The following is a 16,357-nucleotide window of genomic DNA, read 5'->3' on the forward strand; positions in this document are numbered from 1 at the left end:
TTAAAAAGACACATACACCATGGTAACAAGAAAGACCAGCACTAAGAAGCAAACGGTCTCCAGTGCTAAGGATAACGAATCTGCCCCACAGCTGATGGGACTTGTAAGGAACGACCCGTATCTTGAGCCATTCGGCGATGCCATCCGCGGCAGACATGAATATGCAGTGCGGAAATTGGAACAGCTAACCCAGAACGGGAGGCAATCGCTTGCTGACTTTGCAAGCGGCTACGATTACTATGGACTCCATAAGTCGGAGACGGGCTGGGTGTTCAGGGAATGGGCACCCAATGCCACTGACATCTATCTTGTCGGTGATTTTAACGGATGGACTGTCAACGAACAATATCGCTGTAAGCGCGTAGAGGGAACGGATAACTGGGAACTGGAACTCTCTGAACAAAAAATGAAACATGGCGACCTCTACAAGATGCGCGTGTTCTGGAATGGAGGAGAAGGGGAACGAATCCCTGCTTGGGCACAGCGCGTGGTGCAGGACGAGAATACGAAAATATTTCCGCGCAGGTCTGGAATCCTGAAAAGCCATACGAATGGAAGCACAAGGCTTTCAGGCCCTCGGTATCGCCTCTGCTTATCTATGAATGTCATATAGGCATGGGGCAGGATGCAGAGAAGGTGGGTACATACAGGGAGTTCAAGGACAATGTCCTGCCACGCGTGGTAGCCGACGGATATAACGCCATTCAGATTATGGCGATTCAGGAACATCCGTATTATGGCAGCTTCGGCTATCACGTCAGTTCGTTCTTTGCCGCCAGCTCACGTTTCGGGACTCCTGAGGAGCTTAAGGAACTCATTGACGAGGCGCACGGAAACGGGATTGCCGTCATCATGGATATTGTCCACTCGCATGCGGTGAAGAACGAAGTAGAGGGCTTGGGAAACCTTGCAGGAGACCCAAATCAATATTTCTATCCGGGCGACAGGCATGAGCATCCGGCTTGGGATTCTCTTTGCTTCGACTATGGTAAGGACAACGTCGTGCATTTCCTGCTGTCCAATTGCAAGTACTGGCTGTCCGAATATCGCTTTGACGGTTTCCGCTTCGACGGAGTTACCTCCATGCTGTATTATAGCCATGGATTGGGAGAGTCGTTCTGCAACTATGGTGATTACTTCAACGGGCATCAGGATGATAATGCCATCTGCTATCTGACGCTGGCAAACTGTCTGATTCATGAGGTAAACGAGAATGCCATCACCATAGCGGAGGAAGTGTCGGGCATGCCGGGGTTGGCGGCCAAGTTTTCCGACGGCGGCTACGGATTCGACTATCGTATGGCAATGAACATTCCCGACTTCTGGATAAAGACAATCAAGGAGTTGCCCGATGAGGCATGGAAGCCTTCTTCCATTTTCTGGGAGATTAGGAACAGGCGTGCCGACGAAAAGACCATTTCGTACTGCGAGTCCCACGATCAGGCCCTTGTGGGCGACAAGACTATAATCTTCCGTCTGATTGATGCGGACATGTACTGGCATTTCAGGAAAGGGGATGAAAACGAGATGGCGCACAGAGGCATTGCCCTTCACAAGATGATTCGTCTGGCAACGGCAGGTGCCATGAACGGCGGCTATCTCAATTTTATGGGCAATGAGTTTGGGCATCCTGAATGGATTGATTTCCCACGCGAGGGTAACGGCTGGAGCCACAAGTATGCGCGCAGGCAATGGAATCTGGTAGACAACCATGAGCTTTGCTACCATTACTTGGGCGATTTCGACAAGAAAATGCTTGAAATCATCAAGAGCGAGGATAATTTCAATGATACGCCTGTTCAGGAGATTTGGCACAACGATGGCGACCAGATACTGGCATTTAGCCGCGGCGGGTTGATATTCGTCTTCAACTTCTCGCCGACCCGGTCTTTTTCAGACTATGGCTTCCTCGTTTCCGAAGGCTCGTATAATGTTGTATTGAATACGGATGCCCCGGAGTTTGGAGGATACGGCTTTGCCGATGACAGCGTAGAGCACTTTACGAATGTCGATTCTGCATATTCCGGCCAGCACAAGGGATGGTTAAAGCTCTACATACCTGCAAGGAGTGCGGTTGTTTTGCGAAAGAAGAAGTAATGTTAGGTTATATAATGGTAAGCCGTCGGAGCGCATGCGTCTGATGGACTTTCCATTATATTTTATAGAGGGACGATGGAAAAGAAGCTCATGAAAGCATTATGTTCCGGCATATTCTGCATATTCTCGTTTTGTTACTTGTATTTCTACCAAGCTGACATCATGGGGATATCTCAGCATCTGGCCTCTAACGGACAGACTTTCTACAGGCCTCTTGCAGGCGCAGTGCTTATAACGATGGTGCTGAAGCTCATACAGACGGGCGTCAACTCGTTGGCAAAGCTGTCGAAGAGAAGCCATGCCCTGACGTATCTTCCTTCCATATTGATTCTTACAGCGTTGTCCAGCATTAGTCCTGATGTGATTCAGGACATGAGGCTTTTGTCTTGGGTCTGGCTTTTCCCTCTATTGCTTATTCTGTCCGGCTTGCTGATAGTCTTCGCCAAACGCTATCAGCCCTACGAACCCGAGTTAAGGTCTTTGGGATTCCTTTCGCAGCTGGTCTGGATAAACTTAGGCACGCTTTTTCTGATGTTTACATTCGTTGGTCTGTTCAGCAACGGTAATCGTTACTTTCATCAAAGGGCAAGGGTTGAGACTTTGATATACGACCATAAATATGCCGATGCCTTGGCTGTGATACGGCAGATGCCGCATACGGATTCCGTTACGACGATGCTCACCATATACGCTTTGGCGCGCAGGGGGCATCTTCAGGACAGCCTGTTCGAGTATCCCTTGACGGGAGGCTCGGCTGTCTTGCGCCCCGGCCGCGTACACTCCTTGCTGCAACCTGACAGTGTTCTGATAAAGGCAACGAGGAAATCTGCCCATTATCAACTGACAGGCTTTCTGCTGGACAGGGATTTGCGCAGCTTTGCCCGCTACTTGCCGCATTACTATCCCGTGGACAGTGTTCGTCCGCGATACTATTCCGAGGCATTTTATTTGTATGCCAAAAGAATCAGCTCCCGGGATTCCATTCCTTCAGGCTCATACGCTAAATATTTCTTCAATGATAAATAATGTCTTCGTATAATCAGGAAGACGATATAAGACGAAAGAAAATCAGGAAAACGGAGCAAGCTAAAACCTGCCTGTGAGTGTTTTTCAAAAAGTTCGCCAACTTTTTCCAAAAAGTTGGCGAACTTTTTCGGAAAAGTTCGCCAACTTTTTTTTGTTTGGTCATTTGCTCCTATGAAGACCTAAAAATAATGTGAGCAAGAAGTCTCATAGAAAGCATCTCGGTTCTTACGGATTCTGGATAGTTTTACAGATTTACCAGTTCTAAAACCTTCTCAACGGCAGCATTGACGCCATCGGTGTCCTTGCCGCCTGCCTGCGCATAGTGGGGCTGCCCGCCGCCGCCGCCTTTTATCAGCTTGGCCGCCTCGCGGATAATCTTGCCGGCATTGAGCTCGTGGTCTTTCACCATGTCGTCGCTCAGCATGATGGACAGCTGCGGACGATTGTCGTGGACGGAACCAAGGACGCAGACGAGCTTCTCGGGAACAAGCTCGCGAACCTTGAACACAATGTCCTTGGCAGATGCAGGGTCGACAGGGAGTACGGCCTTTACTACGTTTACGCCGTTCACCGCTTTTACGTGCTCTGCCAGTTCCTTTGCAGTGCGGTCGACAGCCTGTTGGCGGAAACTTTCCAGCTCCTTCCTCATCGTGTCGTGCTCGTCAACATATTTTGCCAAGACAGCCTTCAGGTCCTTTGCATTGTTGAACATCGCCTTCAGGTCGCGCAGGGTGTCCTCAAGAAGGTACAGAGCATTCTCGCAAGTCTCGCCCGTCATGGCCTCAATGCGGCGGATGCCGGCGGCAACGCTGCTCTCGGAAACAATCTTGAAGAATCCGATACGGCCCGTCGACGTGGCATGAATACCTCCGCAGAACTCACAGCTCGGCCCGAAGCGGACCACACGTACCTTGTCGCCGTATTTCTCGCCAAAGAGAGCCACCGCCCCCATCTTCTTTGCTTCCTCTATCGGAGTGTCGCGGTACTCTCCGATGGGATAGTCCTTGCGAATCATGGAGTTTACCAGACGTTCTACCTGACGCAGTTCCTCGTCGGTAATCTTCTGGAAATGAGATACGTCGAAGCGCAGAGTGTCGGGACTGACGTATGACCCTTCTGCTCGGCATGCTCGCCCAGCACCTGCTTCAAGGCATAGTCGAGCAGGTGGGTTGCCGTGTGGTTGGCAGCAGAGGCGTCGCGCTTGTCGGTATCCACGCAGGCCATGAACTCCGCCTCAGCGTTCTTCGGCAGTTCCTTTACGATGTGGATGCTCTGGCTGTTCTCGCGCTTGGTGTCGATGACGCTGATGGTCTCGTCTTCGCTGACCAATACACCCTGATCGCCTACCTGTCCTCCCATCTCGCCGTAGAAGGGAGTATAATCGAGAACCAGCTCGAAGAAACTGTTCTTTTTCTGTGTTACCTTTCTGTAGCGCAGGACGTGGCACTCGTGTTCGGTATAGTCGTAGCCGACAAACTCCTGCTCGCCTTCTTTCAGCACCACCCAGTCGCCGTTCTCTACAACGGCCGCATTGCGCGCGCGCTCCTTTTGCAGGGCCATCTCGTTGTCGAATTGCTTCTCGTCGACGGTATATCCGTTTTCGCGGCAAATCAGTTCGGTCAGGTCAAGGGGGAAGCCATACGTGTCGAAAAGGCGGAAAGCCTCCCTGCCGTCAAGCTGCTTCTTGCCCTGCGCCTTCAGTTCGTCCATGGCAGCGTTGAGCAGGGATATGCCTTTTCGAGGGTGCGGAGGAAAGAGTCCTCCTCTTCCTTTATTACACGGCCTATCAGCTCGCGCTGCGCAGCGATTTCGGGATAGGCCTCGCCCATCTCATGAACGAGCACATTGAGGAGCTTGAACATGAAAGCCTCTTTCTGTCCGAGGAACGTATAGGCATAGCGGACGGCACGGCGCAGGATGCGTCGTATCACATAGCCGGCCTTTGCGTTGCCCGGCAGCTGCCCGTCGGCAATGGAGAATGTAACGGCACGCAGGTGGTCGGCAACCACGCGCATGGCAATGTCTGTCTTTTCCTGTTCGCTCTTTCCGTCGCCATTGTCGCCTGTAGCGTGGTGAAGCCGTATTTCAGGCCGCTGAGACTCTCAATCTCCCTGATGACAGGCTGAAAAATATCGGTATCGTAGTTGGAGTGTTTTCCCTGAAGCATGCGTACAAGCCGTTCAAATCCCATGCCCGTATCGATGACGTTCATTGCCAACGGCTCCAGAGAACCATCCGACTTGCGGTTGAACTGCATGAATACAATGTTCCAGATTTCGATGACCTGCGGATTGTCCTTGTTTACAAGTTCGCGTCCCGGTACCAGTGCCTTCTCTTCGTCGCTGCGCGAGTCTACATGGATTTCGGAGCAAGGCCCGCAGGGCCCCGTATCGCCCATCTCCCAAAAGTTGTCGTGCTTGTTACCGTTGATGATATGGTCGGCCGGCAGGTGCTTGCTCCAGTAGGATGCAGCCTCGTCGTCGCGTGCGATGCCCTCTTCGGGGCTGCCCTCGAATACGGTAACATAGAGGTCGGCCGGGTTCAGCTTCAATACGTCTACGAGATATTCCCACGCATAGTCGATAGCCTCCTCCTTGAAATAGTCGCCGAAGCTCCAGTTGCCGAGCATCTCGAACATGGTGTGGTGATAGGTGTCGTGCCCCACCTCTTCCAAGTCGTTGTGTTTGCCGCTTACCCGGAGACACTTCTGCGAGTCGGCGCGGCGGCGTGGTTCCGGCTCTTTGGTGCCGAGGATAATATCTTTCCACTGGTTCATGCCGGCATTCGTGAACATCAGCGTCGGGTCGTCCTTGATTACCATCGGGGCGGACGGCATAATGACATGTCCCTTCGACTCGAAAAACTTCTTGTACGAGTCGCGTATTTCGTTTGCTGTTATCATTTCGTTATTTCTTAATTTTCTAAAATTCACTCAAAAGTGTTGCAAAGATAATGACTTTTCACTATTTTTGCAAATAAAAAGAGTCTCAACTTCACAGGGCGAGGATGTTATTGGACTTAAATAGGCAGCAGCACAGATGTTCTTCATGTGCCATATTGACCGTAAAAGCAATATGTGGAAGCTCTCTTTTATTACTTTATACTTCTTCGTCTCATTTAAAAAGAACCCACTATGTCCGAGAATACGCGTAAACTATACTATTCTATCAAAGAAGTAGCCCAAGAACTCAATGTCTCTGAAAGTCTGCTGAGATATTGGGAGACCGAGTTCCCCCATCTTCGCCCAAAGACGACGGGCAATCGTGTGCGTCAGTATACCGACAAGGATATAGAGCAAATAAAGGTTATCTACAATCTGGTCAAGGTTCGCGGCTTCAAGATTGCGGCTGCCCGTAAGATGTTGCAGGAGAATCGCAGTGGGGCAGAGAAGAGCCAGAAAGTGATGGAAACGCTTACGTCGGTACGCGACCAGCTGAAAGAACTGAAGAAGCAGCTTGACGGACTGGTCTAAGCAACAGGCGTGTTTCCCATTGCCTGTAGGTCTGTATGCAACTACTTGCCTTACAGGGTATTATGATAATATAATGAAAGTGGCACTTTCGCATGACGAAAGTGCCACTTTCATGTTGCCAAAACGGTACTTTCGTCTTGCGGAAGCAATAGAGCCGTATTGGCAATATAGGCCATAGCCTCAGCCTATGGTTCTGAACAAACTTTCCTAATCGCTTTCAGGAGGTCATTCTGCCCACTGACTTTTTAGGTTGTAACCGCAGGGAGACAACAACAGACGGAATTGCCTTGATGGTGATTTCGTCCGGATACCCGTGTCAGTCTCTTGCCTCCAGCAACACAATGTTCTCTACATGAGGCGTATGGGGAAACATGTCCACAGGCTGTACAGCCTTTACCCGATAGCTGGAATCGAGCAGTGCTAAATCGCGTGCCTGTGTGGCAGGATTACAGCTGACATAGACAATGCGCCGTGGATGTGCGTTCAGTATCACATTGACCACGTCGGAGTGCATGCCTGCACGCGGTGGGTCGGTGATGATTACGTCGGGGCGGCCATGTTCCCTGACAAAGCTGTCGGTAAGAATGTCTTTCATATCACCGGCATAGAAGAGCGTATTTTCGATATGATTGATTTCCGAGTTGATTCTTGCATCCTCTATCGCCTCGGGAACGTACTCTATGCCTATCACCTTGCGCGCCTTGTGGGCTACAAAGTTGGCTATTGTGCCCGTGCCAGTATAGAGGTCGTAGACGAGTTCGTCGCCGTGGAGGTCGGCCAGTTCCCGGGCGGCGGAGTAGAGGTGGTAGGCTTGGTCTGTGTTGGTCTGGTAGAAGCTCTTAGGCCCTACCTTGAAACGCAGGTTCTCCATCGTCTCAAAGATGTGGTCGTTACCCCTGAATACTGTGATTGTCAGGTCGTTAAACGTGTCGTTCCCCTTTTGGTTGTCTACATAGAGCAGGGATGTGATTTCGGGAAACTTGTCGGCAATATGCTGCATCAGCTTGAGGCACGTTCTTCGTCGCCCTCTTCGTCGTAATGGAATTGTACGAGTACCATCCATTCGCCGGTGTTGGAGTTCCGCATCATGATGTCGCGCAGCAGGCCGTGCTGTTCGCGGATGTCGTAGAAGCTCATGCCCGTCGTGAGGGCATAGTCGCGAATGGCGTTGCGGACGGTATTGCAGAAGTCGTCCATCAGGTAGCATTTTTCGATAGGATATATCTTGTCGAATGAGCCTGTTATGTGGAATCCTACGGCACCGCCTGCCAGTCCGGCATCTTTGGGGAGAGCTTCCAGTTCGTCCTTGGTGTACCAACGCTTGTTGGCGCATCCGAATTCCAGTTTGTTGCGGTATTCTTCCGTTTTTTGCGAACCCATGATAGGCCGGAAATCCGGAAGTTCCACTTTGCCAATGCGTGTGAGCTGGTCGAACACCTGCTGCTGCTTTGCCTTGAGCTGCTCTTCGTAGGGCAGATTTTGCCATTTGCATCCACCACAAATCCCGAAATGTCTGCATTTTGGGGCGACACGTACCGGGCTATAGCTGACAAATCGCTCAACGGTGGCTTCGCAATAGCTGTGGCGTTTCTTTCGCACCTGTAGGTCGACTACGTCTCCCGGCACGACAAATGGGACGAATACTACCATTTCGTCTACGTGTGCGACGCACTTGCCTTCAGCGGCCACAGCCTCTATCGTTACATTCTCCAGAAGGGGTAACGGTTTTCTCTTTCTGCTCATATCTTGTTCTTAAATTTGCGGCAAAGTTAGTAAAAAAAATCGTTCCGCCTTTTAGGCCATGCTCTAAAATCTATTTGTGCACGCTAACAAGACTGAATTATTAAGGTAGACATTGCAATTTTGGCAATAAAAGTTTGCTACGGTATGATATTTTTGCTATATTTGCACAACTGAAATAGTAAAGAACAATTTTAATAACAAACTAATGAACGAAAAGAGAGTTTATACCTTCGGCAATGGTAAGGCTGAAGGAAAGGCTGACATGAAGAATTTGCTTGGCGGTAAGGGCGCAAATCTCGCAGAAATGAACCTTATCGGCGTACCGGTTCCTCCCGGTTTTACTATTACCACTGATGTATGTAATGAATTTTTTGAGAAGGGCAAGGATAATGTTGTAGCCCTGCTGAAGAATGAAGTAGAGAAGAGTGTTCAGCATATCGAAGGACTGATGAACTCTAAGTTCGGTGATCCGGCCAACCCTCTGTTGGTCAGCGTGCGTTCAGGTGCCCGTGCCTCCATGCCGGGTATGATGGACACAATCCTTAACTTGGGTCTTAATGATACGGTTGTCGTAGGCTTGGCAGCAAAAACAGGAAATGAGCGTTTTGCATACGACAGCTATCGCCGCTTCGTACAGATGTATGGTGATGTGGTACTTGGCATGAAGCCTGTTAATAAGGAAGATATTGACCCATTTGAGGCCATTATTCAGAAGGTTAAGGCCGAGCGCGGCATTAAGCTCGACAACGAAATGACTGTAGAAGAACTGAAGAAACTCGTTGTCCTCTTCAAGGAAGCTATAAAGGCGCAGACAGGAAAAGACTTCCCGAACGACCCGATGGAACAGCTTTGGGGTGCCATCTGTGCAGTGTTCGATTCTTGGATGAACGAGCGTGCTATCCTTTATCGTAAAATGGAAGGCATCCCGCAAGAATGGGGTACGGCCGTGTCTGTTATGGCGATGGTATTCGGAAACATGGGCAATACGTCGGCAACAGGCGTCTGCTTCTCTCGCGATGCCGGCAATGGTGAGAACCGCTTCAATGGAGAGTATCTTGTCAACGCGCAGGGTGAAGACGTTGTAGCAGGTATCCGCACCCCGCAGCAGATTACCAAGGAAGGTTCGCAACGTTGGGCAAAGCAGCAGGGAATTGACGAGGAAACCCGAAAGGCAAAGTTCCCCTCTATGGAAGAAACGATGCCTGAGATATATGCACAGCTCAATGCGCTTCAGAATAAGCTGGAGAAGCACTACCATGACATGCAGGATATGGAGTTCACCGTTCAGGAAGGCAAGCTTTGGTTCCTCCAGACCCGTAACGGTAAGCGTACAGGAACGGCTATGGTAAAGATAGCAATGGACCTGCTCCATGAAGGAGAAATTGACGAAAAGACAGCTATCCTGCGTTGTGAGTCGAATAAACTCGACGAGCTGCTTCACCCTGTCTTCGATAAGGAGGCTTTGGCGCAGGCTCGTGTGCTGACACGTGGGCTTCCGGCATCTCCGGGTGCAGCTTGTGGGCAGATTGTGTTCTTTGCTGACGATGCAGCCAAATGGCACGAGGATGGCCACCACGTTATTATGGTCCGCATTGAGACCTCGCCCGAGGACCTTGCCGGCATGTCGGCTGCAGAGGGTATCCTGACCGCACGTGGCGGTATGACCTCTCATGCGGCGGTTGTGGCTCGTGGTATGGGAAAGTGCTGCGTCAGCGGTGCCGGTGCCATCAATGTTGACTATAGAACCGCACGGTTGAAATTGACGGCACAATCTTGCACGAAGGCGATTATCTTTCATTGAATGGTACGACGGGTGAGGTTTATTTCGGTGAGGTGAAGACTAAGCCGGCTGAAGTTACTGGCGACTTTGCTGAACTGATGGAACTTTGCAAGAAGTACACAAAACTTGTTGTCCGCACTAATGCCGATACTCCTCATGATGCAGAGGTAGCCAGTACCTTCGGTGCAGTAGGTATAGGCCTTTGCCGTACCGAGCACATGTTCTTTGAGAATGAGAAGATTAAGGCAATGCGCGAGATGATTCTCTCCGACACGGTGGAAGGACGCGAGAAAGCTCTTGACAAGCTGCTCCCATATCAGAAGCAGGATTTTTATGGAATCCTGAAGTGTATGGACGGTATGCCTGTGAATATTCGTTTGCTTGATCCACCTCTCCACGAGTTTGTTCCGCACGATTTGAAAGGTCAGGAGACAATGGCTGCCGAAATGGGAGTGAGTGTTCAGTTCATTCAGAACCGTGTTAATTCCCTCTCCGAACATAACCCGATGCTGGGTCTCCGTGGTTGTCGTCTTGGCAATACCTTCCCTGAGATTACCGCCATGCAGACTAAAGCCATTCTTGGTGCTGCCGTTCAGCTGAAGAAGGAGGGATTCAATCCTATGCCGGAGATTATGGTACCATTGGTAGGTATTGTCAACGAGTTGGATATTCAGGAAAGCATCATCCGCAAGACGGCCAAGAAGCTCTTCGAGAAAGAAGGGGTAGAGGTTCCGTTTAAGGTTGGTACGATGATAGAGATTCCTCGTGCAGCCCTGACAGCTGACATGATTGCTCAAAAGGCAGAATACTTCAGTTTCGGTACGAACGATCTGACGCAGATGACCTTCGGCTATAGCCGCGACGATATTGCCAGCTTCTTGCCCAGCTATTTGGAAAAGAAGATTCTTGACGTAGACCCATTCCAAGTTCTTGACCAGAATGGAGTTGGTCAGCTTATTAAAATGGCTGTTGAGAAGGGCCGTCAGGCGCGCAAGAACCTTAAGTGTGGTATTTGTGGCGAGCATGGTGGTGAGCCAAGTTCAGTCAAGTTCTGCCACCGCGTAGGACTTAATTATGTCAGTTGCTCTCCTTTCCGTGTGCCGATTGCACGTTTGGCAGCAGCGCAGGCGGCAGTTGAAGAGAATTAGAATAAGTTATAGTCCTTTTTATGAAGGTATGGGGAATAAGTTTGGTAAAAGCAGACCTATTCCCCACTTTTATTTATTGATATGTAGTTCTATCAGATGGGTCTTGTTGTCGAATCCTACAATCATGCCATTCTCACCCTGACAGAGCGTTCCACCAACATGCTCTTTATGACCATGCTCAAAGAGGGAAAGAAGGCAAAGCCGTTAGGCAAGGAGGCGAGAAGCTGTTGTTGCCTTATAAGAAATATATGCACACCATCACTACGGTCTTAATGGTACTGCTATTTTTTTCGTAAAAAAAGAAGAAAACATTTGGTCAATCCATTAAAAATACCTACCTTTGCAACCGCAAAAACGAAATATGCACCCTTAGCTCAGTTGGTAGAGCAACTGACTCTTAATCAGTGGGTCTAGGGTTCGAGTCCCTAAGGGTGTACTTTGAGAGTTCTTATTTCGTTTATATGCACCCTTAGCTCAGTTGGTAGAGCAACTGACTCTTAATCAGTGGGTCTAGGGTTCGAGTCCCTAAGGGTGTACAAAAGTTCTAAGTTTGTGCTTAGAACTTTTTCATTGTATATTTAAATTAAATAATTACTTTTACACTCGTTAACAACATCAAGGTGTGGAGCAAGGCCGCTTTTTCATTCGTCATAAGACAGTAAGAAATGTTCCGCCCCCATATCTTTACATCCGAAACCGAACAGTTCAATGGGCTTTGACCCCGTATTTGCAATGATGGCTCCACGATGTTTGAGATGTTGTATGATACATTAAATTCTTTATAGTTATGACTTACATTGGAATCGACGTCAGCAAGGACACTTTCGTAGTGGCTTACTCACCGGAGAAGGCCAGCAAGACGAGAACCTTTAAGAACACCACTAAGGGTATTCACGAGTTCATCCAGACCGTCTCCAAGGATAAGCACCATTGTGTCATGGAGGGCACGGGCAACTATAGTGCCCTGCTTGTCTATCTGCTTTCCGAGGCAGGCATTACCACGAGTCTGGAGAATCCTCTGAAGGTGAAGAACTTCGCCCGTGTCATGCTCTCAACGGTCAAGACAGATGAGGTTGACGCCCGTCTGATTGCCCTCTATGGGGAAAAGATGAATCCTGCGCCATACAAGCTCCGCAGTGAAGCCATCCTTACCCTGAAGCAGAAACGCACCGTCATCCGTCAGCTCAAGAAGCAGCTCATTGCTACGAAGAACCTCAAGGGTTCCATGGAGGTGCTGCCGTTCTTTGATTCCAAGTGTAGGAAGTCCATCGAACAGGCCATCGCTTTCCTTGAAAAGCAGGTTAAACACCTCGAAGAGGATCTGTCAGACTTAGCCAACAGCGAGTACAAGAAGCAGATGGATTTGCTTACTTCCATCAAGGGTATCGGTGTTACCCTCGCTGCCGCACTCATCATGGCTACCGGTGGGTTCACCTACTTTGACAATGCCAAGCAACTCACCCGTTATCTGGGTCTGTCGCCAAGCTATCAGCAGTCCGGTACCTCAGTCAATTTCAAAGGTCACATCAACCGAAACGGAGACTCCTCGCTCAGGAGCCAACTCTACGTGGCGGCATTCTCCTCGCTAAGGTGCAATGCCGAGTGCAGGGCCTGTTACGACCGTCTGCGGTCTAACGGAAAGTCAGGGAAGCTCGCTGTCATTGCCGTGGCAAACAAACTCGTCCGGCAGGCTTTTGCCGTTGTCACTCAGCAGAGACCTTATGTCGATGGTTATGTCTCCACATTGAGGTCGGCTCCTGCATCCTCGGAAACAGGTGAAGGATAGAAGCTAATACCTGAAAAACACCGAGGGGATTGGGGGCGAGCTACCCCCATGAGAGGGTTCTGTGTTAAAAACACTTAACCACATAAGATTTCCTTATTACAGTTCATTTTATAATTGTCAAACAGAATATCAAGACTTTTGCATAATCTATCCTATCTTTATTGACAGCCTGCAAAAGTGAAAACAATTTCGATAATAAGAGTGGAAGAAGAGGATAGACACCTATCTAATTGTGAGAATGGAGAATACAGGTAGATTCCTTATCCCGAACTGAGGTAATAAATCTACCTAAGCCATGCAAAACTTTCAGGCTGAAGGGAATAACGGAAAGGTCAGACTGCAAATAGAATGATGCTAGACAAATTAACTTGCCTTGCCTGCTCACCCGTAAGCCGGTAGTCTGTTTATCCGTTTGTTTACTTGTAAACTTGTTCACCTGTTCACTTTCTGTATTGCGGGCGCAGCTCAACCTTGGGAACTTTCATGGAGTCGCCTGCCTTGAGCGAAGAGGTTCCATTGAGAACCTGAAAGTAACCGACCATGTCCGGCCCAAGTGTCTTGCGGCTGTAACTCTCCATGGTTTGTCCTTTTTTAAGAACGACGATCTTGTCTATTCCAATAATGTTATATGCACCATAACGGATTTTGGGATTATTGTTCATCTCCGCATATTCGTCGGTTGGTGCGACCTTGGGTTGGGTTGGGCTAGGCTTGGGCAGTACGGTCGTATCGGGCTTCGTTTTGTCAGGAGTCGCCTTTGAGGCTCTTGTGGTTGTTTCTTTTGTTGATATGCAGAAGCTGATGCCTTTTCTTTGTGTGCAATATAGGCACCGTAGTGGTAGCCTGCAAAATAGAGACATACACATATTGCAACACCACCGAGCAGGGCAAGAGACCATTTTCTGACACGGCGGTTACGGGAGATACTTTCCGTATTGTTGTTGGATTCTTCTTCCGTTGTTGTTTCCTGTATGGTGTCTTGGTTGGGACGGTCTGTTGCTTTGTTTTGAATAGTTTCTGTGGTTGTTGGTTTTTCTCCTTTGTTCTCCTTCGCTGTAGCTGGAATAGTTGTGAGTGGAAAAGATTCTGTTTTTGCGGTAAGATGCTGGCTTTCCTCTGCTGTAATGGCCTTTCCTGTTTCTCCTGCTATAGCCATAGCCTTGTCGTTTCCTTCTGCTATGAGCTTTTCGGACTTTTCTGCTTCGGTGGCTTTGACGTCAGTTTCTGTCGTTGGAGGAGTAGTTTTGCCAGATATTTCCTCCCGGGGTAAGGTTGGTTCTGGTTCTTTTGTCAATAGCTCCGTCTCCGTTGGCTGCTCTTCTACAGTTTCGTGAATGGCGGTATCTTCGGGTGTATCGCTGTCTTTTATGTCGTCCAGCTCTACGCCTTCATTGATGATGACCGTCTCGAACTGGGAGAAGGGCTTGTTCACCAGCTCTTTCATAGAAGCGTCGGGAGTGAAGCTGACCTTGTCGTGCCCCTCGATAAGTACGCGTGCCCCTGTATTGACATTGACGCTCTCACGCGGCTTTACGGTGAGAACCTTGAAAGTCCCCAGTCCTTTTACCTTGACGAGCTTGTCGCGCTTCAGTCCCTCGTTGATGACTTCAAAGACAGCTTCGGCAAAAAGCTGTGCATCCTTTGCTTTGAGCTGATGCCTCTTGGCTATCGCCTCAGCCAGTATTTGTATGGAAGTCTTTGCCATTATTCGCTTCCTCCTTTCTTCAGCTGCTCCTTGATGGAGGCATTGGGCCGGAAGTTTAATACCAACTTGGGGGGTACGAGCATGCGCTGTCCTGTAGCAGGGTTGGTCATGATGCGCTCCAGCCGCTTCTTTATCTCGAAAGTTCCAAATCCGGAGATGGAGACAGGGTCGCCTGCCTCGAAGTTTTTCTCCATGGCGGCAATGGTAGAACGTACCATCTTCTGGCTCTCGTCCTGTGAAAAGCCGGTTTTAGCAGCCAAGGCGGCAATAAATTCCTTATTGTTCATTTACGTATTATCTTTTTACGCTTCCATACAAGTCGAACTCGTCGGAACCTGTTATCTCTAGATTATAGAAGTTGCCCACACGGAGCTTTCCCTCTTCGGCACTGATTAAGACCTCCGGGTCTACCTCGGGAGAGCAGAACTCTGTGCGCCCGACGTAATAGTCGCCCTCTTTCCGGTCTATGATGACTTTCAAGGTCTTGCCTACCTTTTCGGCTTCAATCTCTTCGGATATGGTTTGCTGCAATGCCATCAGCTCGTCGAGCCTGCGTTGCTTGACTTCTTCGGGCACGTCGTCTTCATAGTGCAGTGCGCTGTATGTTCCCTCTTCGTGCGAGTAGGCGAAGGCTCCCATCCGCTCAAACCTTGCCCAGCGTACAAAGTCCATCAGTTCCTGAAAGTCCTCTTCGGTTTCGCCGGGAAATCCTACGAGAAGGGTTGTGCGGATATGGATGCCGGGAACCTGCCGGCGCATGCGTTCTATCAGGGCAATGGTTTCTTCTTTCGTCACGTGCCTGCGCATCCGGCTGAGAACATTGTCAGATATGTGCTGCAAGGCTATGTCAAGGTATTTGCAGACATTGTCGTTGTCTCGGATAACGTCCAGCAAATCCAGTGGGAACTGGTTGGGATAGGCATAGTGAAGCCTTATCCACTTCACGCCGGTAATCTTCGCCATTCTTGAGATGAGTTCGGATATATGCAGTCGGCCGTCAAGGTCTTTGCCGTAATAGGTCAGTTCCTGCTCTATAATCTGAAACTCTTTTACTCCCTGCGATACCAGTTCCTCCACCTCTTGCAGAATCTCTTCCATCGGACGGGAACGGTGCCTGCCCGTAATGAGCGGAATGGCGCAATAGGCGCAATGGCGGTCGCAGCCCTCGGCTATCTTTATATAGGCATAGTGGTGTGGAGTGGTCAGGTGTCTTCTTCCGTCGCAGGATGGGACATCTGCCTTTCCCAAGTCTGTCAGCAGTTGCTTGAAGTTGAACTTCCCGTAGAATTTGTCTACTTCGGGTATCTCCTTTTCCAGTTCATCCTTGTATCTCTGCGAGAGGCATCCCATGACGTAGAGCCTGTTGAGCTGTCCTTCGTTCTTTCTGTTGACGAACTCCAATATGGTGTTGATGCTCTCTTCCTTTGCCGTTTCAATGAATCCGCAGGTATTGATGACGGCAATCTCTCCCTGCGGACGCTTTGCATCGTGCCTGCAGGTATATCCGTTGGCTTCGAATTGTTTCATCAGGAGTTCCGAATCGACGAGATTCTTGGAACATCCCATTGTTATGATGTCTATTTGGTTTTTAATCATCTGA

General features: G+C 49.5%; 6 protein-coding genes, 2 tRNA genes and 5 pseudogenes. 7 read left to right on the forward strand and 6 right to left on the reverse strand.

Going from position 1 to position 16,357, the window contains the following annotated elements; all coding sequences use genetic code 11:
* Nucleotides 1-19: 19 nt before the first annotated feature.
* A pseudogene (locus tag JCM15908_RS12010) lies at nt 20-2,097 on the forward strand (alpha amylase C-terminal domain-containing protein).
* A gap of 75 nt (nt 2,098-2,172) precedes the next feature.
* A complete protein-coding gene (locus JCM15908_RS03325) occupies nt 2,173-3,123 on the forward strand; it encodes a DUF6057 family protein (RefSeq protein WP_025002259.1) in 951 nt (316 codons plus the stop codon).
* Between the two features lie 244 nt (nt 3,124-3,367).
* On the opposite strand, the pseudogene alaS reads toward JCM15908_RS03325, so the two are convergent.
* Nucleotides 3,368-6,025 (reverse strand): annotated as a pseudogene (gene alaS / locus JCM15908_RS12015) (alanine--tRNA ligase).
* Between the two features lie 231 nt (nt 6,026-6,256).
* Between alaS and JCM15908_RS03350 the strand changes: the two are divergent.
* Nucleotides 6,257-6,595: a MerR family transcriptional regulator gene (locus JCM15908_RS03350; protein WP_025002264.1), complete on the forward strand. Its 339-nt coding sequence runs from the start codon at nt 6,257-6,259 to the stop codon at nt 6,593-6,595.
* Nucleotides 6,596-6,911: 316 nt separating this feature from the next.
* Here the strand turns inward: JCM15908_RS03350 and rlmD are convergent.
* Nucleotides 6,912-8,338 (reverse strand): annotated as a pseudogene (rlmD, locus tag JCM15908_RS12020) (23S rRNA (uracil(1939)-C(5))-methyltransferase RlmD).
* Nucleotides 8,339-8,543: 205 nt separating this feature from the next.
* Between rlmD and ppdK the strand changes: the two are divergent.
* The 4 genes and pseudogenes from ppdK (at nt 8,544) to JCM15908_RS03375 (ending at nt 13,052) form a co-directional block, all read left to right on the forward strand.
* Nucleotides 8,544-11,266 (forward strand): annotated as a pseudogene (gene ppdK, locus JCM15908_RS12025) (pyruvate, phosphate dikinase).
* Nucleotides 11,267-11,629: 363 nt separating this feature from the next.
* Nucleotides 11,630-11,702 (forward strand) — tRNA-Lys (locus JCM15908_RS03365).
* Nucleotides 11,703-11,729: 27 nt separating this feature from the next.
* Nucleotides 11,730-11,802 (forward strand) — tRNA-Lys (locus JCM15908_RS03370).
* Nucleotides 11,803-12,053: 251 nt separating this feature from the next.
* Nucleotides 12,054-13,052 carry an IS110 family transposase gene (locus tag JCM15908_RS03375; protein ID WP_025002265.1) on the forward strand — a complete coding sequence of 333 codons (999 nt, stop codon included), beginning with the start codon at nt 12,054-12,056 and terminating at the stop codon, nt 13,050-13,052.
* A gap of 440 nt (nt 13,053-13,492) precedes the next feature.
* On the opposite strand, the pseudogene JCM15908_RS15005 reads toward JCM15908_RS03375, so the two are convergent.
* The 4 genes and pseudogenes from JCM15908_RS15005 to rimO form a co-directional block, all read right to left on the reverse strand.
* Nucleotides 13,493-13,699 (reverse strand): annotated as a pseudogene (locus JCM15908_RS15005) (HU family DNA-binding protein); the annotation flags it as partial.
* Between the two features lie 11 nt (nt 13,700-13,710).
* On the reverse strand, nt 13,711-14,757 hold the full coding sequence (locus tag JCM15908_RS14020) for an HU family DNA-binding protein (protein WP_051530749.1): 1,047 nt from the start codon (nt 14,755-14,757) through the stop codon (nt 13,711-13,713).
* Nucleotides 14,757-15,044: an HU family DNA-binding protein gene (locus tag JCM15908_RS03385; protein WP_025002266.1), complete on the reverse strand. Its 288-nt coding sequence runs from the start codon at nt 15,042-15,044 to the stop codon at nt 14,757-14,759. The genes JCM15908_RS14020 and JCM15908_RS03385 overlap by 1 nt, the downstream gene beginning before the upstream one ends.
* Nucleotides 15,045-15,051: 7 nt before the next feature.
* Nucleotides 15,052-16,353 carry a 30S ribosomal protein S12 methylthiotransferase RimO gene (gene rimO / locus JCM15908_RS03390; protein WP_025002267.1) on the reverse strand — a complete coding sequence of 434 codons (1,302 nt, stop codon included), beginning with the start codon at nt 16,351-16,353 and terminating at the stop codon, nt 15,052-15,054.
* Nucleotides 16,354-16,357: the final 4 nt, after the last annotated feature.

The sequence above is a fragment of the Prevotella dentasini JCM 15908 genome (genome assembly GCF_000614065.1).
Taxonomy (GTDB): Bacteria; Bacteroidota; Bacteroidia; order Bacteroidales; family Bacteroidaceae; genus Prevotella; species Prevotella dentasini.

Coding starts and splice junctions, on each gene's coding strand:
- JCM15908_RS03325 (WP_025002259.1), top strand. CDS start 2,173: ATGGAAAAGAAGCTCATGAAAGCATTATGTTCCGGCATATTCTGCATA.
- JCM15908_RS03350 (WP_025002264.1), top strand. CDS start 6,257: ATGTCCGAGAATACGCGTAAACTATACTATTCTATCAAAGAAGTAGCC.
- JCM15908_RS03375 (WP_025002265.1), top strand. CDS start 12,054: ATGACTTACATTGGAATCGACGTCAGCAAGGACACTTTCGTAGTGGCT.
- JCM15908_RS14020 (WP_051530749.1), bottom strand. CDS start 14,757: ATGGCAAAGACTTCCATACAAATACTGGCTGAGGCGATAGCCAAGAGG.
- JCM15908_RS03385 (WP_025002266.1), bottom strand. CDS start 15,044: ATGAACAATAAGGAATTTATTGCCGCCTTGGCTGCTAAAACCGGCTTT.
- rimO (WP_025002267.1), bottom strand. CDS start 16,353: ATGATTAAAAACCAAATAGACATCATAACAATGGGATGTTCCAAGAAT.